This window comes from Salmonella sp. K21076 (assembly GCF_039650795.1).
In the GTDB taxonomy this organism is placed as follows: Bacteria; Pseudomonadota; Gammaproteobacteria; order Enterobacterales; family Enterobacteriaceae; genus Salmonella; species Salmonella enterica.
Genome location: NZ_JBCLYA010000044.1, coordinates 66,132 through 81,063, shown reverse-complemented (window position 1 = coordinate 81,063; position 14,932 = coordinate 66,132). Strand labels below are relative to the sequence as shown.

Here is a 14,932-nt window from a genome sequence, read left to right as displayed (position 1 = left end):
TTATTAAGCCAATTTGGAATATTACCTACCTATAGGTAGATTCCGTCCTGAGGTATCTCTTAAATACTGTCATCGGAGTTATACTACATTTTCTCGAAGACGAAAATATAAATAAAAAGTAGATACAGTCTTAAATCAGACTATGTATTTTTTATAGTTATCTGTTATCTTTAATACGTTCCCTAAAATTATGGGATAAACCGTAGATGCAGTCTTAATAGCGCAGCGTTCCCCGCGCCAGTGGGGATAACCTAATCCAGACAAAAAAACTGGCCAATTACCCGTATCCCAATTTATTATCGATTTCATTGTAATCCCCCTCCTACAGAAAAAAGATGACACAGATAGAATATCTGGACTACCTCTGCTATTGGGGGAAAACAGATAAATCAACAGAAAACATAACCTGTAATTATCATTTACTGGCATACCATTGCCTGGACGTTGCTGCATGCGGGGAATACATAATAAAAAACAATACATTCAATTCATGTAATATATTAAAAGAATGTAATATCTCAGGTACAAATGCAGAAAACTGGATAATCTGGTTTCTTGCCAGCCACGATATCGGAAAATTCGCCAGAGGATTTCAAAAATACGCCGAATTCCCAGACTCTCCCTTAGTCTCTCCCATTAGCGGTGTTTCCGCATTTGAGAGACATGATTCCTTAGGCTTCTATTTATGGGGTAAATTATTTGAAGCGTGGAGTTCAGGTAGTAATGAAATTATCGCAGGCATTGAACCAGAAAATCGCGCTAGGTTTGAAAGCGCTTTAAATAGCTGGATGCTTATTAGCACCGGGCACCATGGCATCCCGCCGGACACCATGAAAAATAGAAGCTCGCTGGCATTCACCGATGAAGACATTGTCGCAGCAACGCATTATCTGGAAGCATTAAGTGAATTATTCCCTTTCACTCTACCTCAGGAATGGAAAACCAAAGCAGGGAGAAAATGTTTAAAACAGCACAGTTGGTTTTTCGCTGGGCTTGTCACCCTCGCCGACTGGATGGGCTCGGATGAAAGCCAGTTTCCACTGCTCAGCAGCGCCATGCCATTGAAAGATTATTGGCCTCTCGCTTGTGAAAAAGCCCAACAGGCCATCCTCCGAATGCCGCCGTTATCTCAGCACAGCCATTATCAAGATCACCGGGCATTATTTCCGTTCATTCAGACGCTCACCCCTCTTCAGCAACGAGCAAGCGAACTGGATATTTCAGCACCCGGTGCACAGCTGGTTGTCCTGGAAGACGTTACCGGAGCAGGCAAAACAGAGGCCGCACTGATTCTGACTCACCGCTTAATGTCAGCCAATAAAGGCCACGGTCTCTACGTTGGGTTGCCGACAATGGCCACCGCAAACGCCATGTATCAGCGCCTGGCATCGGCTTATCATGCGCTATTTACCGATGAGTCCAGGCCATCGCTCATCCTGGCACACGGTGGGCGAGAAATGTCGGACTCTTTCCGACAATCCATCTGGCAGCCAACAGAAAATATAGCTGAAGATTATGCCCGTGATGATGGCAACGCGACTACTGAGTGCCATACCTGGTTTGCAGATTCACGCAAAAAAGCGCTGCTGGCGGAAGTCGGCGTAGGTACGCTGGATCAACTCTTAATGGCGGTGATGCCTTTTCGCCATCAATCGCTCCGATTGCTAGGGATGCGCGACAAAATCCTGCTGCTGGATGAAGTGCACGCCTATGATGGTTATATGGTTAAATTGCTGGAAGGTTTATTGCGCTTCCATGCCGCCCAGGGCGGTAGCGCTATTATTCTGAGCGCCACTCTTCCCGCCGCTTTACGGGAAAAATTACTTAATGCGTTTAGCGATGGCGCGGAATTTATGAGCGCTGGTGGTAGCGATAACGCGGGTTATCCATGGTTAAGCCACCTCACTTCCTCCGGTCTGTTAGAGCAACCACTGGCCACACGTCCCGAAGTCCAAAGGACTGTAGCCGTTAATTGGATACAGCAGCGCCAGGAAGCACTGGACATTATTTATCGCGTTGTGGCAACCGGACAGTGCATTTGTTGGATCCGCAACACGGTTGATGATGCGCTGGACACTTACCAGCAGTTGCTACACGAGGGAATCGTTCCAGAGCAGGATCTTTTGCTTTTCCACAGCCGTTTTGCTTTTATCGATCGTATTGCTATTGAAAATAAAACGTTAAACTGGTTTGGTAACAATGCCCCCGTTTCTGAACGACGTGGTAAGGTATTAATCGCCACACAAGTCGTTGAACAAAGTCTCGATCTGGACTTTGACTGGATGATCACCGATCTGGCGCCGATTGATTTATTGATCCAGCGCGCCGGTCGCCTGCAACGCCATATCCGCGATGCCCATGGGCAACGAAAATCTACGCTTCCGGATGAACGCCAGCCACCAGTATTGCATATTTCTGGCCCCTCACTGGCAGGAGCAGGCAGAAGAGGGCTGGTTGGGGCAAGAGCTAAAAGGTACCGGCTTTGTTTACACCGATCATGCCTGCCTGTGGCGTACCCAGGCGCTGCTGCGTCAACATGGTGAGATCCGTATGCCGGATAATGCCAGAGCACTCGTTGACGGCGTATACGAGCAGAAAATTGCTGCGCCAGCAGGCTTGCAGACGATCTCTGACGTTGCCTTTGGCAAAGTCCTTAGCCAACGTTCAGTGGCTGCGCAAAATTTATTACGTTACGATCTCGGTTACGATCGAGAAGCCAGCGACTTTTTATGGGATAAAGATAGAGAATTTTCTACCCGTCTGGGTGAAGAGAGTGTTGATGTTTATCTCGCCAGAAAAGACATTGATGGACAGCTACGCCCTTTAGTTGATGAAATAGATTTCTGCTGGGAAAAAAGTCGCTTATCCGTCCGAAAATCATGGTGGCAAAAAAATTCTGGTACATTCCAATGTCCAGATGAGGAAACATTAGCCTGTTTCAGAAAACGCCACCATCGCCCTTCCGGACAGATTGTGCTGGTATCTGATACCGGAGAAGCTAGCTATTACAGTAAACGTTTTGGATTGGTTGGATAACGGGTATTATTCTAACTCCGTTGTATAGAGAAGTTATTACATTAGATTCACTAAAATCTTTGTAGCTTCTCTATCTATATCCATTTCCATGAATACCCTTAATTAAATTTAACTACTTCATTTCATCATACTTTATCTCTCAGCATCAACACCATCCATGACAAACCAAAATTTTAAAAAAACGACCATTTGCGGCGAATCATCTACCTTTTGTCTGAATTATCGTCACCACAAAGGATTACCAACCATAAATGTGCTGTATTGATAATGCCGTTCACATTCTCTCCTGTAGTAAACCTTGTCTGTTTAATAAAAAAGAGCGAATTGAACGATATATTTTACTCCGGATATTGAATAATATAAATTTGAAGGAAAATATTATGCCAGTCACTTTAAGCTTCGGTAATCATCAAAATTATACGCTTAATGAAAGTCGGCTTGCTCATCTGTTAAGCGCAGATAAAGAAAAAGCAATCCATATGGGGGGCTGGGATAAAGTCCAGGATCATTTTAGAGCGGAAAAAAAGGACCATGCGCTGGAAGTGTTACACTCCATCATTCACGGGCAGGGCCGTGGTGAACCTGGAGAGATGGAAGTTAACGTAGAGGATATCAATAAAATTTACGCCTTTAAACGGCTACAACATCTGGCCTGCCCGGCTCATCAGGATCTGTTTACTATCAAGATGGACGCTTCTCAGACACAATTTTTACTTATGGTCGGCGACACGGTGATCAGCCAAAGCAATATTAAGGACATCCTCAATATATCAGATGATGCAGTGATAGAATCTATGAGTAGAGAAGAGAGACAGTTATTTTTACAAATATGCGAGGTGATTGGTGCGAAGATGACCTGGCACCCGGAATTACTTCAGGAGTCGATTTCTACTCTACGAAAAGAAGTGACGGGCAATGCACAAATCAAAGCGGCGGTTTATGAGATGATGCGTCCCGCAGAGGCTCCAGACCACCCGCTTGTCGAATGGCAGGACTCGCTTACTGAAGATGAAAAATCGATGCTGGCCTGTATTAATGCCGGTAACTTTGAGCCTACAACTCAGTTTTGCAAAATAGGTTATCAGGAGGTACAAGGTGAAGTCGCTTTTAGCATGATGCATCCGTGCATCTCCTATTTACTACATACCTATTCACCGTTTGCAGAGTTTAAACCAACAAATTCCGGTTTTTTAAAAAAACTTAATCAGGATTATAACGACTACCATGCAAAAAAAATGTTTATTGATGTAATTCTTGAAAAGCTATATCTAACGCATGAACGTTCTTTGCACATTGGTAAAGATGGGTGCAGTCGTAATATATTACTGACATAAAGATAGCCAGTAATATAACCAATTTAAAATCCGGCTGCCTGCCGGATTTTACATAGCAGCAAGTATAATCATACCGCGTAAGGACAATTACCCTTCATGCAGCCCGCACTCACGTTTCAGTCCGAAGAAGCGTGTCTCTTCTTCCGCCATACCCGGCTCCCATTTGCGGGTGGTGTGCGTATCGCCCACCGACAGATAGCCCTGAGCCCACAGCGGATGGTATTTCAGACCGTGCTTTTGCAGATACTGGTAAACCGTGCGGTTATCCCAGTCGATAATCGGTAGCACTTTAAACACGCCGCGCTGGATAGCGAGAACGGGTAAATGCGCGCGGCTACCGGACTGCTCGCGACGCAGACCCGCAAACCAGGTCTGCGCGTTTAACTCTTTGAGCGCCCGGTTCATCGGCTCGACTTTGTTGATCTCATTGTATTTCTCAATGCCCTCAACGCCCTGCTCCCACAGCTTGCCGTAGCGCGCTTCCTGCCAGGCCGGACTTTCGCCCGCGCGGTAAACTTTCAGGTTGAGTTTGAGTTTGTCCGTTAGCTCATCAATAAACTGATAGGTTTCCGGGAACAAATAGCCGGTATCGGTGAGGATCACCGGGATATCCGGGCGAATCTGGTTCACCAGGTGCAGGCTCACCGCCGCCTGGATACCAAAGCTTGAGGAGAGCACGTATTCGCCGGGCAGATTTTCCAGCGCCCAAGCCACGCGTTCTTCGGCAGTCAGCGTTTCCAGTTGAGCGTTGGTTTCCGCCAACGCCAGTACGCGATCGACTTTTGGCAGTTCATTCAATGCGTTGAGATCGAGTTGGGACATAAGTTCCTCACTGTTTGCCTTGCCTGATGGCGCTGTGCTTATCAGGCCTACACAGACGCCATCCGGCAATTCAGGTTATTCCCAGAAATCACGCGCGGGATCGAGCACCGGGCGAATGATGCCCGCACGCACCGTAAAGTCGCCGAAGCCTTCACCCGCTTCACGCTCTTTCGCCCAGCGCCCAATCAGTTCATCCAGCGAAGCCTGAATATCCGGCTCGGTGATATTTTCTTGATACATCCGTGGAATACGACTCCCGATGCGGTTGCCGCCAAGATGCAGGTTATAACGACCAGGCGCTTTCCCTACTAAGCCAATTTCCGCCAGCATCGCGCGACCACAGCCGTTCGGGCAGCCGGTCACGCGCATCACGATATGCTCATCAGGAATGCCGTGTTTTTCCAGAATCGCTTCCACTTTGTCAGTAAACGACGGTAGGAAACGCTCGGCTTCCGCCATCGCCAGCGGGCAGGTCGGGAACGACACGCAGGCCATTGAGTTTTCACGCTGCGCGCTCACCGCATTCATCAGCCCATGATCGCGCGCCAGTTTCTCGATCTTCGCTTTCTGGCTTTCCGGCACGCTGGCAATAATCAGGTTCTGGTTAGCGGTAATACGGAACTCGCCCTGATGAATCTTCGCGATCTCCAGCAGGCCGGTTTTCAGCGGACGCCCCGGATAGTCCAGGATACGACCGTTTTCGATAAACAGCGTCAGGTGCCATTTATCATCAATGCCTTTCACCCAGCCAATCCTGTCGCCACGCCCGGTAAATTCATACGGACGAATGGGTTCAAATGTGATCCCCGCGCGACGCTCGACTTCCGCTTTAAACGTCTCCAGTCCCACACGCTCAAGGGTGTATTTGGTTTTGGCGTTTTTACGGTCGGTACGGTTACCCCAGTCGCGCTGCGTAGTCACCACCGCTTCCGCCACCGCCAGGGTGTGCTCCAGCGGCAGATAGCCAAACTCGCTCGCGGTACGAGCGTAGGTTTTCTTATTACCGTGCTCAATAGACAGACCGCCGCCCACCAGCAGGTTAAAGCCGACCAGCTTGCCGTTCTCGGCAATCGCCACGAAGTTCATGTCGTTGGCGTGCAGATCGATATCGTTTTGCGGCGGGATCACTACCGTGGTTTTGAACTTACGCGGCAGATAGGTCTGTCCGAGGATCGGCTCTTCATCGGTGGTCGCCACCTTCTCCTGATCGAGCCAGATCTCCGCATACGCACGAGTGCGCGGCAGCAGATGTTCGGAGATCTTCTTCGCCCATTCGTAGGCTTCCGCGTGCAGCTCGGACTCATACGGGTTAGAGGTACACAGCACGTTACGGTTCATATCGTTGGCGGTCGCCAGCGCGTCCAGCCCCACCGAATGCAGCATCTGGTGCACCGGCTTAACGTTCTTCTTCAGAATACCGTGGAACTGGAAGGTCTGACGGTTGGTCAGACGGATACTGCCATAAATCGTGTTATCCGCCGCGAATTTATCGATCGCCTGCCATTGCGTCGTAGTAATCACCCCGCCCGGCAGGCGGCAGCGCAGCAGCATGGCGTGGCGCGGCTCCAGCTTCTGCGCCGCACGCTCGGCGCGAATATCGCGGTCATCCTGCTGATACATGCCATGAAAGCGTATTAGCAGGAAGTTGTCGCCTTTAAAACCGCCGGTGAGACCGTCGTTCAGATCTTCCGCAATGGTACCGCGCAGGTAGTTGCTTTCCAGCTTCATGCGCTCGGCATCGGACAGTTTACCTTCGACCACCAGTGGGCCTGGATATTTTTCGCTCATTAGTAGACATCTCGCTGATAACGGCGCTCTACGCGCAGCTCACTTAAATATTCATCTGCCGATTCGAGGTCCATACCGCCGAATTCAGCGATCACTTCCAGCAATGCTTTTTCGACATCTGCGGCCATGCGCCTGGCGTCGCCGCAGACATAAATGTGGGCGCCATCATTGATCCAGCGCCACAGCTCCGCGCCCTGTTCACGCAGCTTGTCTTGTACGTAAATTTTTTCTTTTTGATCGCGGGACCAGGCGAGATCGATACGGCTTAACAGTCCCTCTTTCACGTAGCGCTGCCACTCCACCTGATAGAGGAAATCTTCGGTAAAGTGCGGGTTGCCGAAGAACAGCCAGTTCTTGCCTTCCGCGCCATCGGCGGCACGCTGTTGCATAAAGGCGCGGAACGGCGCGATGCCGGTGCCGGGGCCAATCATGATCACCGGCGTTTGCGGGTTCGCTGGCAGGCGGAAGTTATCGTTATGCTCAATAAAGACGCGAACTTCGCCCTCTTCTTCCACGCGGTCGGCGAGGAAGCTGGAAGCGCCACCCGCGCGGGCGCGGCCTTCGATATCATAGCGAACCACGCCAACGGTGATATGCACTTCACTCTCCACTTCAGCCTGTGCGGAGGCGATGGAGTACAGACGCGGCGTCAGCGGGCGCAGCAGGTCGATTAGCGCCTGAGCATCCAGCTGCGCCGGAGAGAAACGCACCATATCAACGATCGGCGTGGTCGCGGCGTAATGCTGGAGCTGCGCTTTGTCACCCACTAATGGCAACAGCGACTCACTGCGCGTCAGGGTCGCGTAGTTCTCAACAATGTTGGCGGTATTCACCGTCAGCTCGAAGTGCCACTCCAGCGCTTCGGCGAGCGGCAGGGTTTTACCATCAACCATCACCGGCTCATCGCCTTTCAGCCACAGCAACTCAACCAGTTCCTTCACCAGAGCCGGATCGTTCTGATACCAGACGCCCAGCGCATCGCCCGGCTGGTAACGCAGACCGGAGTCGCCTAAATCAATCTCAATATGACGAACGTCTTTTTCCGAGTTGCGACCGGTGATTTTCTGATTCACGGAGAGGGTCGCGGTCAGCGGCGCGTCTTTGGTATAGGGGCTGGTGTGGATGTCGTTTACCGCGCCAGTAGCGACGGATTGCGAAGGTACCGCGACAGGTGCACGGGACTTCAGAACATCAACCACGCAGGCGCGCCATTCGCTGGCAGCTGCCTGATATTCAACGTCAGCATCGACACGGTCGAGCAGACGCTCACCGCCCAGTTCCGCCAGTTTGCTGTCGAAATCTTTTCCGGACTGGCAGAAAAATTCATAAGAGGTGTCGCCGAGGCTAAACACGGCAAAAGCGGTGTTTTCTAGTTTCGGCGCTTTTTTCGAGAACAGGAACTTATGCAGCGCGACAGCCTCTTCCGGCGGCTCGCCTTCTCCCTGGGTGGACGTCACTATCACCAACAGTTTTTCACTGGCAATCTGTTTGAATTTGTAGTCGCCGGCGTTCACCAGAGTCACATTAAGGTTGGCCGCCAGCAGATCATCACGCAGCGCTTCCGCCACACGACGCGCATTGCCGGTTTGCGAAGCGGAGATAAGCGTAACTCCCGGCATCTTCCCATCAGGAGCAGGCGTGACGGCAACAGCGCCTGAGCGCGGGTTCAGTACGCCCCAAAAAAAGCCGGAGACCCAGGCAAGCTGTTCGGGAGTAAGGTCGGTTGTCGCGGCCTGAAGGCGCGCCAGTTGCTCCGGATTAAGCGGAAGCAACCCAGTCAGTGGAGCCGGTGTCGTCATGCGTCGTTATGTTCCAGTAAGCAAAGCGGATCTATACACAAAATCATTCAAGTTCGCTGTAGCCCAGACTGTAAGCTGATCGCGCCCCAGGAGCGTACATAAATACGTGACTGGGGCGAGTAAACGCAGTCAACACAAATGCGGCTTGAAGGATGAAGTGTATAAGCGATAAATCCCAAACTAAGGATAAGGGTAACGGTGAGAGGAATAACAATTAAAGAAGGGTTGGAAATAACAAATAACCAAATGAACTAACCTGTTTTAGTTATCGTTATTAACGCCAAAATCGATTTCATAATTGATTGATAATTATTAAATTTTCTGGAAATTCTTAAATTAATTGCCCGTTACAAGGCGGAGAATGGTTTTAGTTAATGATAAAAAATGCGCTTTCCGGTACCCTACAGCGGTTTTTTTATTGCCTGAGAGTTCATCATGTCCACCACGTTGTATAAAGATTTCACCTTTGAAGCCGCTCACCGCCTGCCTCACGTGCCTGAAGGGCATAAGTGCGGCCGCCTGCACGGACACTCATTTATGGTGCGTCTCGAGATTACCGGTGAAGTCGATCCGCATACCGGTTGGATTATGGATTTCGCGGATCTCAAAGCGGCGTTTAAACCTACTTACGATCGTCTTGATCACTACTATCTGAATGATATTCCAGGACTGTCCAATCCCACCAGCGAAGTGCTGGCAAAATGGATTTGGGATCAGGTTAAGCCCGTCGTGCCGCTACTGAGCGCCGTGATGGTGAAAGAGACCTGTACAGCCGGCTGCGTCTATCGCGGCGAATAAGGTTTATTAACGCGTGGGCTGGATGGTAAATTGATTCCAGCCTATCCACACGACGTTTTATCAGTGAAAACATTGCCCAGCGCGCGGTGTTAAAAGCGCAGCACATCACCGGTTGCAGGTGCGGTTATTTCCGGTAGCCACAACCGCCCCCAGGCCCCGGTACAGTGACAACCGCATAGTTTTTCAGGTTTTTGTTCTTGCAGAAAGCGCCTGACTCGCCACAGCGTGAACGGTGATGCGCAGCGGAGATGAAATCCGCCGATAAGCGCGTAAATCCGCTTTATACCGGTAATGTTCTGACAGTGCCGGACAATATTTGCGATCCCCCGATGCCCGCATCCCATAATGATGACTAATCCTTTTGTCGATTGGTAAATCAGTACGCCCTCATCCAAAATAGAGTCCGGCTCCGCATCGTGGCCGCCAAAAATGCCGTAGGCTTCAGGCGCGACCACCGGTATTTCCCCTGACCAGATAAAGTTTTCGCCAATCGGCAGGGGGCCACACGTGTACATCATTCGGTAGCGTGAATAGTCCACCTCACACGACAATTTTTTTATTTTCCGGGTAATACCGAGAAAAGTTATTGCCGCATAACGTTCGCGCGCAATATTGGGATGGCAGATGATTCGACTGTTATCAGGAAGCCACGGCACGCCGCCGCAATGATCGTAATGACCATGCGAAAGCACCACAGCAGACACATCGGACAGGTCGATCCCCATCGCCGACGCGTTTTGCATAAAACTGCCATCAGGGCCGGTATCGAACAAGATCGACGTAGACTCATCCTCGACCAACAGGCTTAATCCTGGCCGGGCCTTCAACGATTTATCCGTTCCAGCTCCCTTATGATTTTCGAGCAATACCCTGATCCTTAACGCCATGGCCTTCTCCTGTATAAAAGCCTCCCCGGGAAAACGCGGCCTTTTTACTTTACAGGTTTGTAGCAGCCATTACTGGTACACAGATTATGATTATGCAACGGCTATCCTTGTTGACGTGGGGAATACTGCTACACGCAAAAATTCCAGTCGTTGGCGCACGGTTTATCCCCGCTGGCGCGGGGAACACACTAAACGTATATCATTGTTTATAAACTACTTTTTATTAGCACCACATTCTACCAACATAATAGCAACAATTTAAATTATTAAAGAACAGCTAATTTGCTGATTTTGATGCAAAAAAGTTCATAGAATGATTTTTTCTTTAAATTTACCAAAATAACGTGATCCGTGCATCGCTATGGAAAAATTTATCAGCGCTTTTATACACTCATCGAAATTCACATAGAGAAAATAAACAATGCAAGGTAATGGATGAGTCACAGACGGCAACGGCAGGCCGTCCGTAAGATTAATAATGCCTCAGGCGATATTTAAATATTTATGCGTTTGCATAGACAGCCGCCAGTTACGCGCAATACACGTTTCAATACACAGACGCGTCGCGTCTTCTTTCTGGCTAATGGGCTGCAAAGCAATCACGCGCGGTTTATCATCGCTCAACGTGGCTAACAGTTCATCCAGCGCCTCAATATCACGAACTCGCCCAACGGGATGCTTGATTTCATTGGCGCGCTCCAGCGCCTGGGAAAGCACGTCATATCCCCCGCGCATATTCACTTTTGGTGAAACCGTGACCCAGGTATTGGGCGTACAGCGCACTTCGTGCGTCCCGCTGGTTTCAATCTGGCAACTAAAACCACTCTTTTCAAGCAGATCGGTGAGCGGCATGAGGTCGTGAATACAGGGTTCGCCACCGGTGATGACAACGTGACGCGCGGTATAGCCCTGACGATTAATTACTGCCAGCAAGTCTTCACTGCTCGCAGCACCCCATTTGTCGCTCTCTTTGGTTTTTGCCAGAATGCTGAACAGAGACACTTCCCGATCGCTCAGTTTATCCCAGGTATGCTTAGTATCACACCAGGCACAGCCGACCGGACATCCCTGTAAACGAATAAAAATAGCGGGGACGCCGGTAAAATAACCCTCGCCTTGTAGGGTCTGGAACATCTCGTTAATCGGGTACTGCATAGCGTTCTCTGTTAAGGGGATAATCGTTAATTATTGCAGATTTCGTCTGCCCGGTCATGCACAGCGGCTGCGCTATTGAACAGATACAAAAAAACCCGCCGAAGCGGGTTTATACGTTAAGAGGTAAAAGCAGGATTACGCCTGGCCTTTGATCTCTTTACGACCGTTGTACGGTGCTTTTTCGCCCAGAGCTTCTTCGATACGAATCAGCTGGTTGTATTTAGCAACACGGTCAGAACGGCTCATAGAACCGGTTTTGATCTGGCCTGCAGCGGTACCAACAGCCAGGTCAGCAATGGTAGCGTCTTCAGTTTCACCAGAACGGTGAGAGATGACAGCAGTGTAGCCAGCGTCTTTCGCCATCTTGATTGCAGCCAGAGTTTCGGTCAGAGAACCGATCTGGTTGAATTTGATCAGGATGGAGTTAGCGATGCCTTTCTCGATGCCTTCTTTCAGGATTTTGGTGTTGGTTACGAACAGGTCGTCACCAACCAGCTGGATTTTGTCGCCCAGTACTTTGGTCTGGTATGCAAAACCGTCCCAGTCAGACTCGTCCAGACCATCTTCGATGGAAACGATCGGGTACTGTTTGGTCAGTTCTTCCAGGAAGTGGGTGAATTCTTCGGAGGTGAATGCTTTGTTGCCTTCGCCAGCCAGAACGTATTTACCGTCTTTGTAGAATTCAGATGCTGCGCAGTCCATCGCCAGGGTGATGTCTTTACCCAGCTCGTAACCAGCCGCTTTAACCGCTTCAGCGATAACAGCCAGCGCTTCAGCGTTGGAACCCAGGTTCGGCGCATAGCCGCCTTCGTCACCCACAGCGGTGTTCATGCCTTTGCCTTTCAGCACTTTTGCCAGGTGATGGAAAACTTCAGAACCCATACGGATGGCTTCTTTAACCGTTTTCGCGCCAACCGGCTGGATCATGAATTCCTGGATGTCGACGTTGTTGTCAGCGTGCTCGCCGCCGTTGATGATGTTCATCATCGGAACCGGCATGGAGTATTTGCCCGGCGTGCCGTTCAGTTCAGCAATGTGCTCGTACAGCGGCATACCTTTAGCGGCAGCAGCAGCTTTGGCGTTAGCCAGAGAGACAGCCAGAATGGCGTTTGCACCGAAGTTAGATTTGTTTTCAGTACCGTCCAGGTCGATCATGATTTTGTCGATGCCAGCCTGGTCTTTAGCGTCTTTGCCAAGAATAGCCTGAGCGATCGGGCCGTTAACCGCGCCAACAGCTTTGGTTACGCCTTTACCCAGGAAACGGGATTTGTCGCCATCGCGCAGTTCCAGCGCTTCGCGGGAACCAGTAGAAGCACCTGACGGAGCCGCCGCCATACCTACGAAACCACCTTCCAGGTGTACTTCAGCTTCAACAGTCGGGTTACCACGGGAGTCGATGATTTCACGACCGATGACTTTAACGATTTTGGACATTAGGTTTTCCTCAAGTCACTAGTTAAACTAAAACTTCAGACAAACGGTGCACCGCTGAGGGTGCACCGCCGTTCTAACTTTTTTACTTCGCCTGACGTTTCTGATGCTCGTTGGCGGCTTTAACAAAGCCGGCGAACAACGGATGTCCATCACGCGGCGTGGAAGTAAATTCCGGATGGAACTGACAGGCCACGAACCACGGATGATTCGGTACCTCAATGATCTCGACTAACTGATCATCACCGGAACGGCCTGCGACACGCAGACCCGCTGCTTCAATTTGTTTCAACAACATATTGTTGACTTCGTAACGATGGCGATGACGTTCAACAATCGTCGACGCGCCGTACAACTGACGTACCAGGCTGTCATCGCTAAGCTGGCACTGCTGCGCGCCCAGGCGCATGGTGCCGCCCAGATCGCTTTTCTCGCTACGGACTTCAACGTTACCGTCTTCATCGCGCCACTCGGTAATTAACGCCACAACCGGGTACTTACAGTCTGGCACAAATTCCGTTGAGTTGGCGTTGTCCATGCCGGCCACGTTACGAGCGAACTCAATCAACGCAACCTGCATCCCCAGGCAAATGCCCAGATAAGGAATATTGTTTTCACGCGCATAGCGCGCAGTGGCGATTTTACCTTCAACGCCACGATAGCCGAAGCCGCCGGGGATCAGGATAGCGTCCAAATCTTTCAGAATTTCGACGCCGCGCGTTTCAACATCTTGCGAATCGATCAATTTGATGTTGACGGTAACGCGGTTTTTCAGACCACCGTGTTTCAGCGCTTCGATCACCGACTTATAGGCATCCGGCAGTTCAATATATTTGCCGACCATGCCGATAGTCACTTCGCCTGCCGGGTTCGCTTCTTCGTAAATGACCTGTTCCCATTCAGACAGGTTAGCTTCCGGACAGTTCAAGCTGAATCGTTTACAAATATAATCATCAAGCCCCTGAGATTTCAACAGGCCTGGAATTTTATAAATGGAATCGACATCTTTCATTGAAATAACGGCTTTTTCCGGCACATTACAGAACAATGCAATTTTTGCACGCTCGTTGGCAGGAACCGCACGGTCGGAACGACAAATCAGAATATCGGGCTGAATACCGATAGACAGCAGCTCTTTCACGGAGTGCTGAGTCGGTTTAGTTTTCACTTCGCCCGCAGCCGCCAGGTAAGGTACCAGCGTCAGGTGCATAAACAGCGCGTGTTCACGACCGATATCTACCGCCAATTGACGAATCGCCTCAAGAAACGGCAGCGATTCGATATCACCGACGGTACCGCCGATTTCCACCAGCACCACATCGTGGCCTTCGCCACCTTCCAGCACGCGCTCTTTAATCGCGTTAGTGATGTGAGGGATGACCTGTACGGTTGCGCCCAGATAGTCGCCACGGCGTTCTTTACGCAGAACGTCGGAGTAGATACGGCCAGTCGTGAAGTTGTTGCGGCGAGACATCTTGGTGCGGATGAAACGCTCGTAGTGCCCCAGGTCCAGGTCGGTTTCAGCGCCGTCTTCAGTAACGAACACTTCCCCGTGTTGGATTGGGCTCATAGTACCCGGATCGACGTTGATGTACGGATCCAGTTTCATGATGGTCACGTTGAGACCACGGGCTTCCAGAATGGCTGCGAGGGAGGCTGCGGCAATGCCTTTACCCAGAGAGGATACGACCCCGCCGGTCACAAAAATATAGTTCGTTGTCATGCGGAACCTGAGAAGTTAGGTTTAAAAGACGATGGAATAACCAGGACGGGAAAGCAGTATACCCGAACATGACCTACGCCACAAACTTTCATTATTCCTCCTCTTCGCCAGGCTGACATTCACACAGGGAGGGAGAAAATAGCCCCTTTGAGGTAAATG

General features: G+C 50.3%; 9 protein-coding genes and 1 pseudogene. 3 read left to right on the top strand and 7 right to left on the bottom strand.

Going from position 1 to position 14,932, the window contains the following annotated elements; all coding sequences use genetic code 11:
- Positions 1 to 335: 335 nt before the first annotated feature.
- Together AAYN39_RS12050 and sopD are read left to right on the top strand one after the other, a co-directional pair.
- Positions 336 to 3,036: pseudogene (locus AAYN39_RS12050) on the top strand (CRISPR-associated helicase/endonuclease Cas3).
- A 380-nt stretch (positions 3,037 to 3,416) separates the two neighbouring features.
- Entirely contained in the window at positions 3,417 to 4,370 is a 954-nt protein-coding gene (sopD, locus tag AAYN39_RS12045) for an SPI-1 type III secretion system effector SopD (protein ID WP_001145541.1), read from the top strand.
- A gap of 87 nt (positions 4,371 to 4,457) precedes the next feature.
- On the opposite strand, the gene cysH is transcribed toward sopD, so the two are convergent.
- The 3 genes from cysH to cysJ form a co-directional block, all read right to left on the bottom strand.
- Positions 4,458 to 5,192, bottom strand: a complete 735-nt coding sequence (gene cysH, locus AAYN39_RS12040; RefSeq protein WP_000080392.1) for a phosphoadenosine phosphosulfate reductase — start codon at positions 5,190 to 5,192, stop codon at positions 4,458 to 4,460.
- A gap of 75 nt (positions 5,193 to 5,267) precedes the next feature.
- Positions 5,268 to 6,980: an assimilatory sulfite reductase (NADPH) hemoprotein subunit gene (cysI, locus tag AAYN39_RS12035; RefSeq protein ID WP_001291998.1), complete on the bottom strand. Its 1,713-nt coding sequence runs from the start codon at positions 6,978 to 6,980 to the stop codon at positions 5,268 to 5,270.
- Positions 6,980 to 8,779, bottom strand: coding sequence for an NADPH-dependent assimilatory sulfite reductase flavoprotein subunit (cysJ, locus tag AAYN39_RS12030; protein WP_000210901.1), 1,800 nt, complete (start codon positions 8,777 to 8,779; stop codon positions 6,980 to 6,982). Before cysJ ends, cysI begins: the two co-directional genes overlap by 1 nt.
- 435 nt (positions 8,780 to 9,214) lie before the next feature.
- Here cysJ and queD point away from each other — a divergent pair, with 435 nt between their 5' ends.
- Entirely contained in the window at positions 9,215 to 9,577 is a 363-nt protein-coding gene (gene queD, locus AAYN39_RS12025) for a 6-carboxytetrahydropterin synthase QueD (RefSeq protein WP_000108313.1), read from the top strand.
- An 89-nt stretch (positions 9,578 to 9,666) separates the two neighbouring features.
- Here the strand turns inward: queD and AAYN39_RS12020 are convergent, their stop codons facing one another.
- The 4 genes from AAYN39_RS12020 to pyrG form a co-directional block, all read right to left on the bottom strand.
- The gene (locus tag AAYN39_RS12020; protein WP_001208015.1) at positions 9,667 to 10,464 is read right to left on the bottom strand and encodes an MBL fold metallo-hydrolase; all 798 of its coding nucleotides are present in this window, start codon (positions 10,462 to 10,464) and stop codon (positions 9,667 to 9,669) included.
- A 483-nt stretch (positions 10,465 to 10,947) separates the two neighbouring features.
- Positions 10,948 to 11,619 carry a 7-carboxy-7-deazaguanine synthase QueE gene (queE, locus tag AAYN39_RS12015; protein ID WP_001199961.1) on the bottom strand — a complete coding sequence of 224 codons (672 nt, stop codon included), beginning with the start codon at positions 11,617 to 11,619 and terminating at the stop codon, positions 10,948 to 10,950.
- Between the two features lie 135 nt (positions 11,620 to 11,754).
- The gene (eno, locus tag AAYN39_RS12010) at positions 11,755 to 13,053 is read right to left on the bottom strand and encodes a phosphopyruvate hydratase (RefSeq protein ID WP_000036734.1); all 1,299 of its coding nucleotides are present in this window, start codon (positions 13,051 to 13,053) and stop codon (positions 11,755 to 11,757) included.
- 82 nt (positions 13,054 to 13,135) lie between these two features.
- Positions 13,136 to 14,773, bottom strand: coding sequence for a CTP synthase (glutamine hydrolyzing) (gene pyrG, locus AAYN39_RS12005; RefSeq protein WP_000210863.1), 1,638 nt, complete (start codon positions 14,771 to 14,773; stop codon positions 13,136 to 13,138).
- Positions 14,774 to 14,932: the final 159 nt, after the last annotated feature.

Coding starts and splice junctions, on each gene's coding strand:
- sopD (WP_001145541.1), top strand. CDS start 3,417: ATGCCAGTCACTTTAAGCTTCGGTAATCATCAAAATTATACGCTTAAT.
- cysH (WP_000080392.1), bottom strand. CDS start 5,192: ATGTCCCAACTCGATCTCAACGCATTGAATGAACTGCCAAAAGTCGAT.
- cysI (WP_001291998.1), bottom strand. CDS start 6,980: ATGAGCGAAAAATATCCAGGCCCACTGGTGGTCGAAGGTAAACTGTCC.
- cysJ (WP_000210901.1), bottom strand. CDS start 8,779: ATGACGACACCGGCTCCACTGACTGGGTTGCTTCCGCTTAATCCGGAG.
- queD (WP_000108313.1), top strand. CDS start 9,215: ATGTCCACCACGTTGTATAAAGATTTCACCTTTGAAGCCGCTCACCGC.
- AAYN39_RS12020 (WP_001208015.1), bottom strand. CDS start 10,464: ATGGCGTTAAGGATCAGGGTATTGCTCGAAAATCATAAGGGAGCTGGA.
- queE (WP_001199961.1), bottom strand. CDS start 11,619: ATGCAGTACCCGATTAACGAGATGTTCCAGACCCTACAAGGCGAGGGT.
- eno (WP_000036734.1), bottom strand. CDS start 13,053: ATGTCCAAAATCGTTAAAGTCATCGGTCGTGAAATCATCGACTCCCGT.
- pyrG (WP_000210863.1), bottom strand. CDS start 14,773: ATGACAACGAACTATATTTTTGTGACCGGCGGGGTCGTATCCTCTCTG.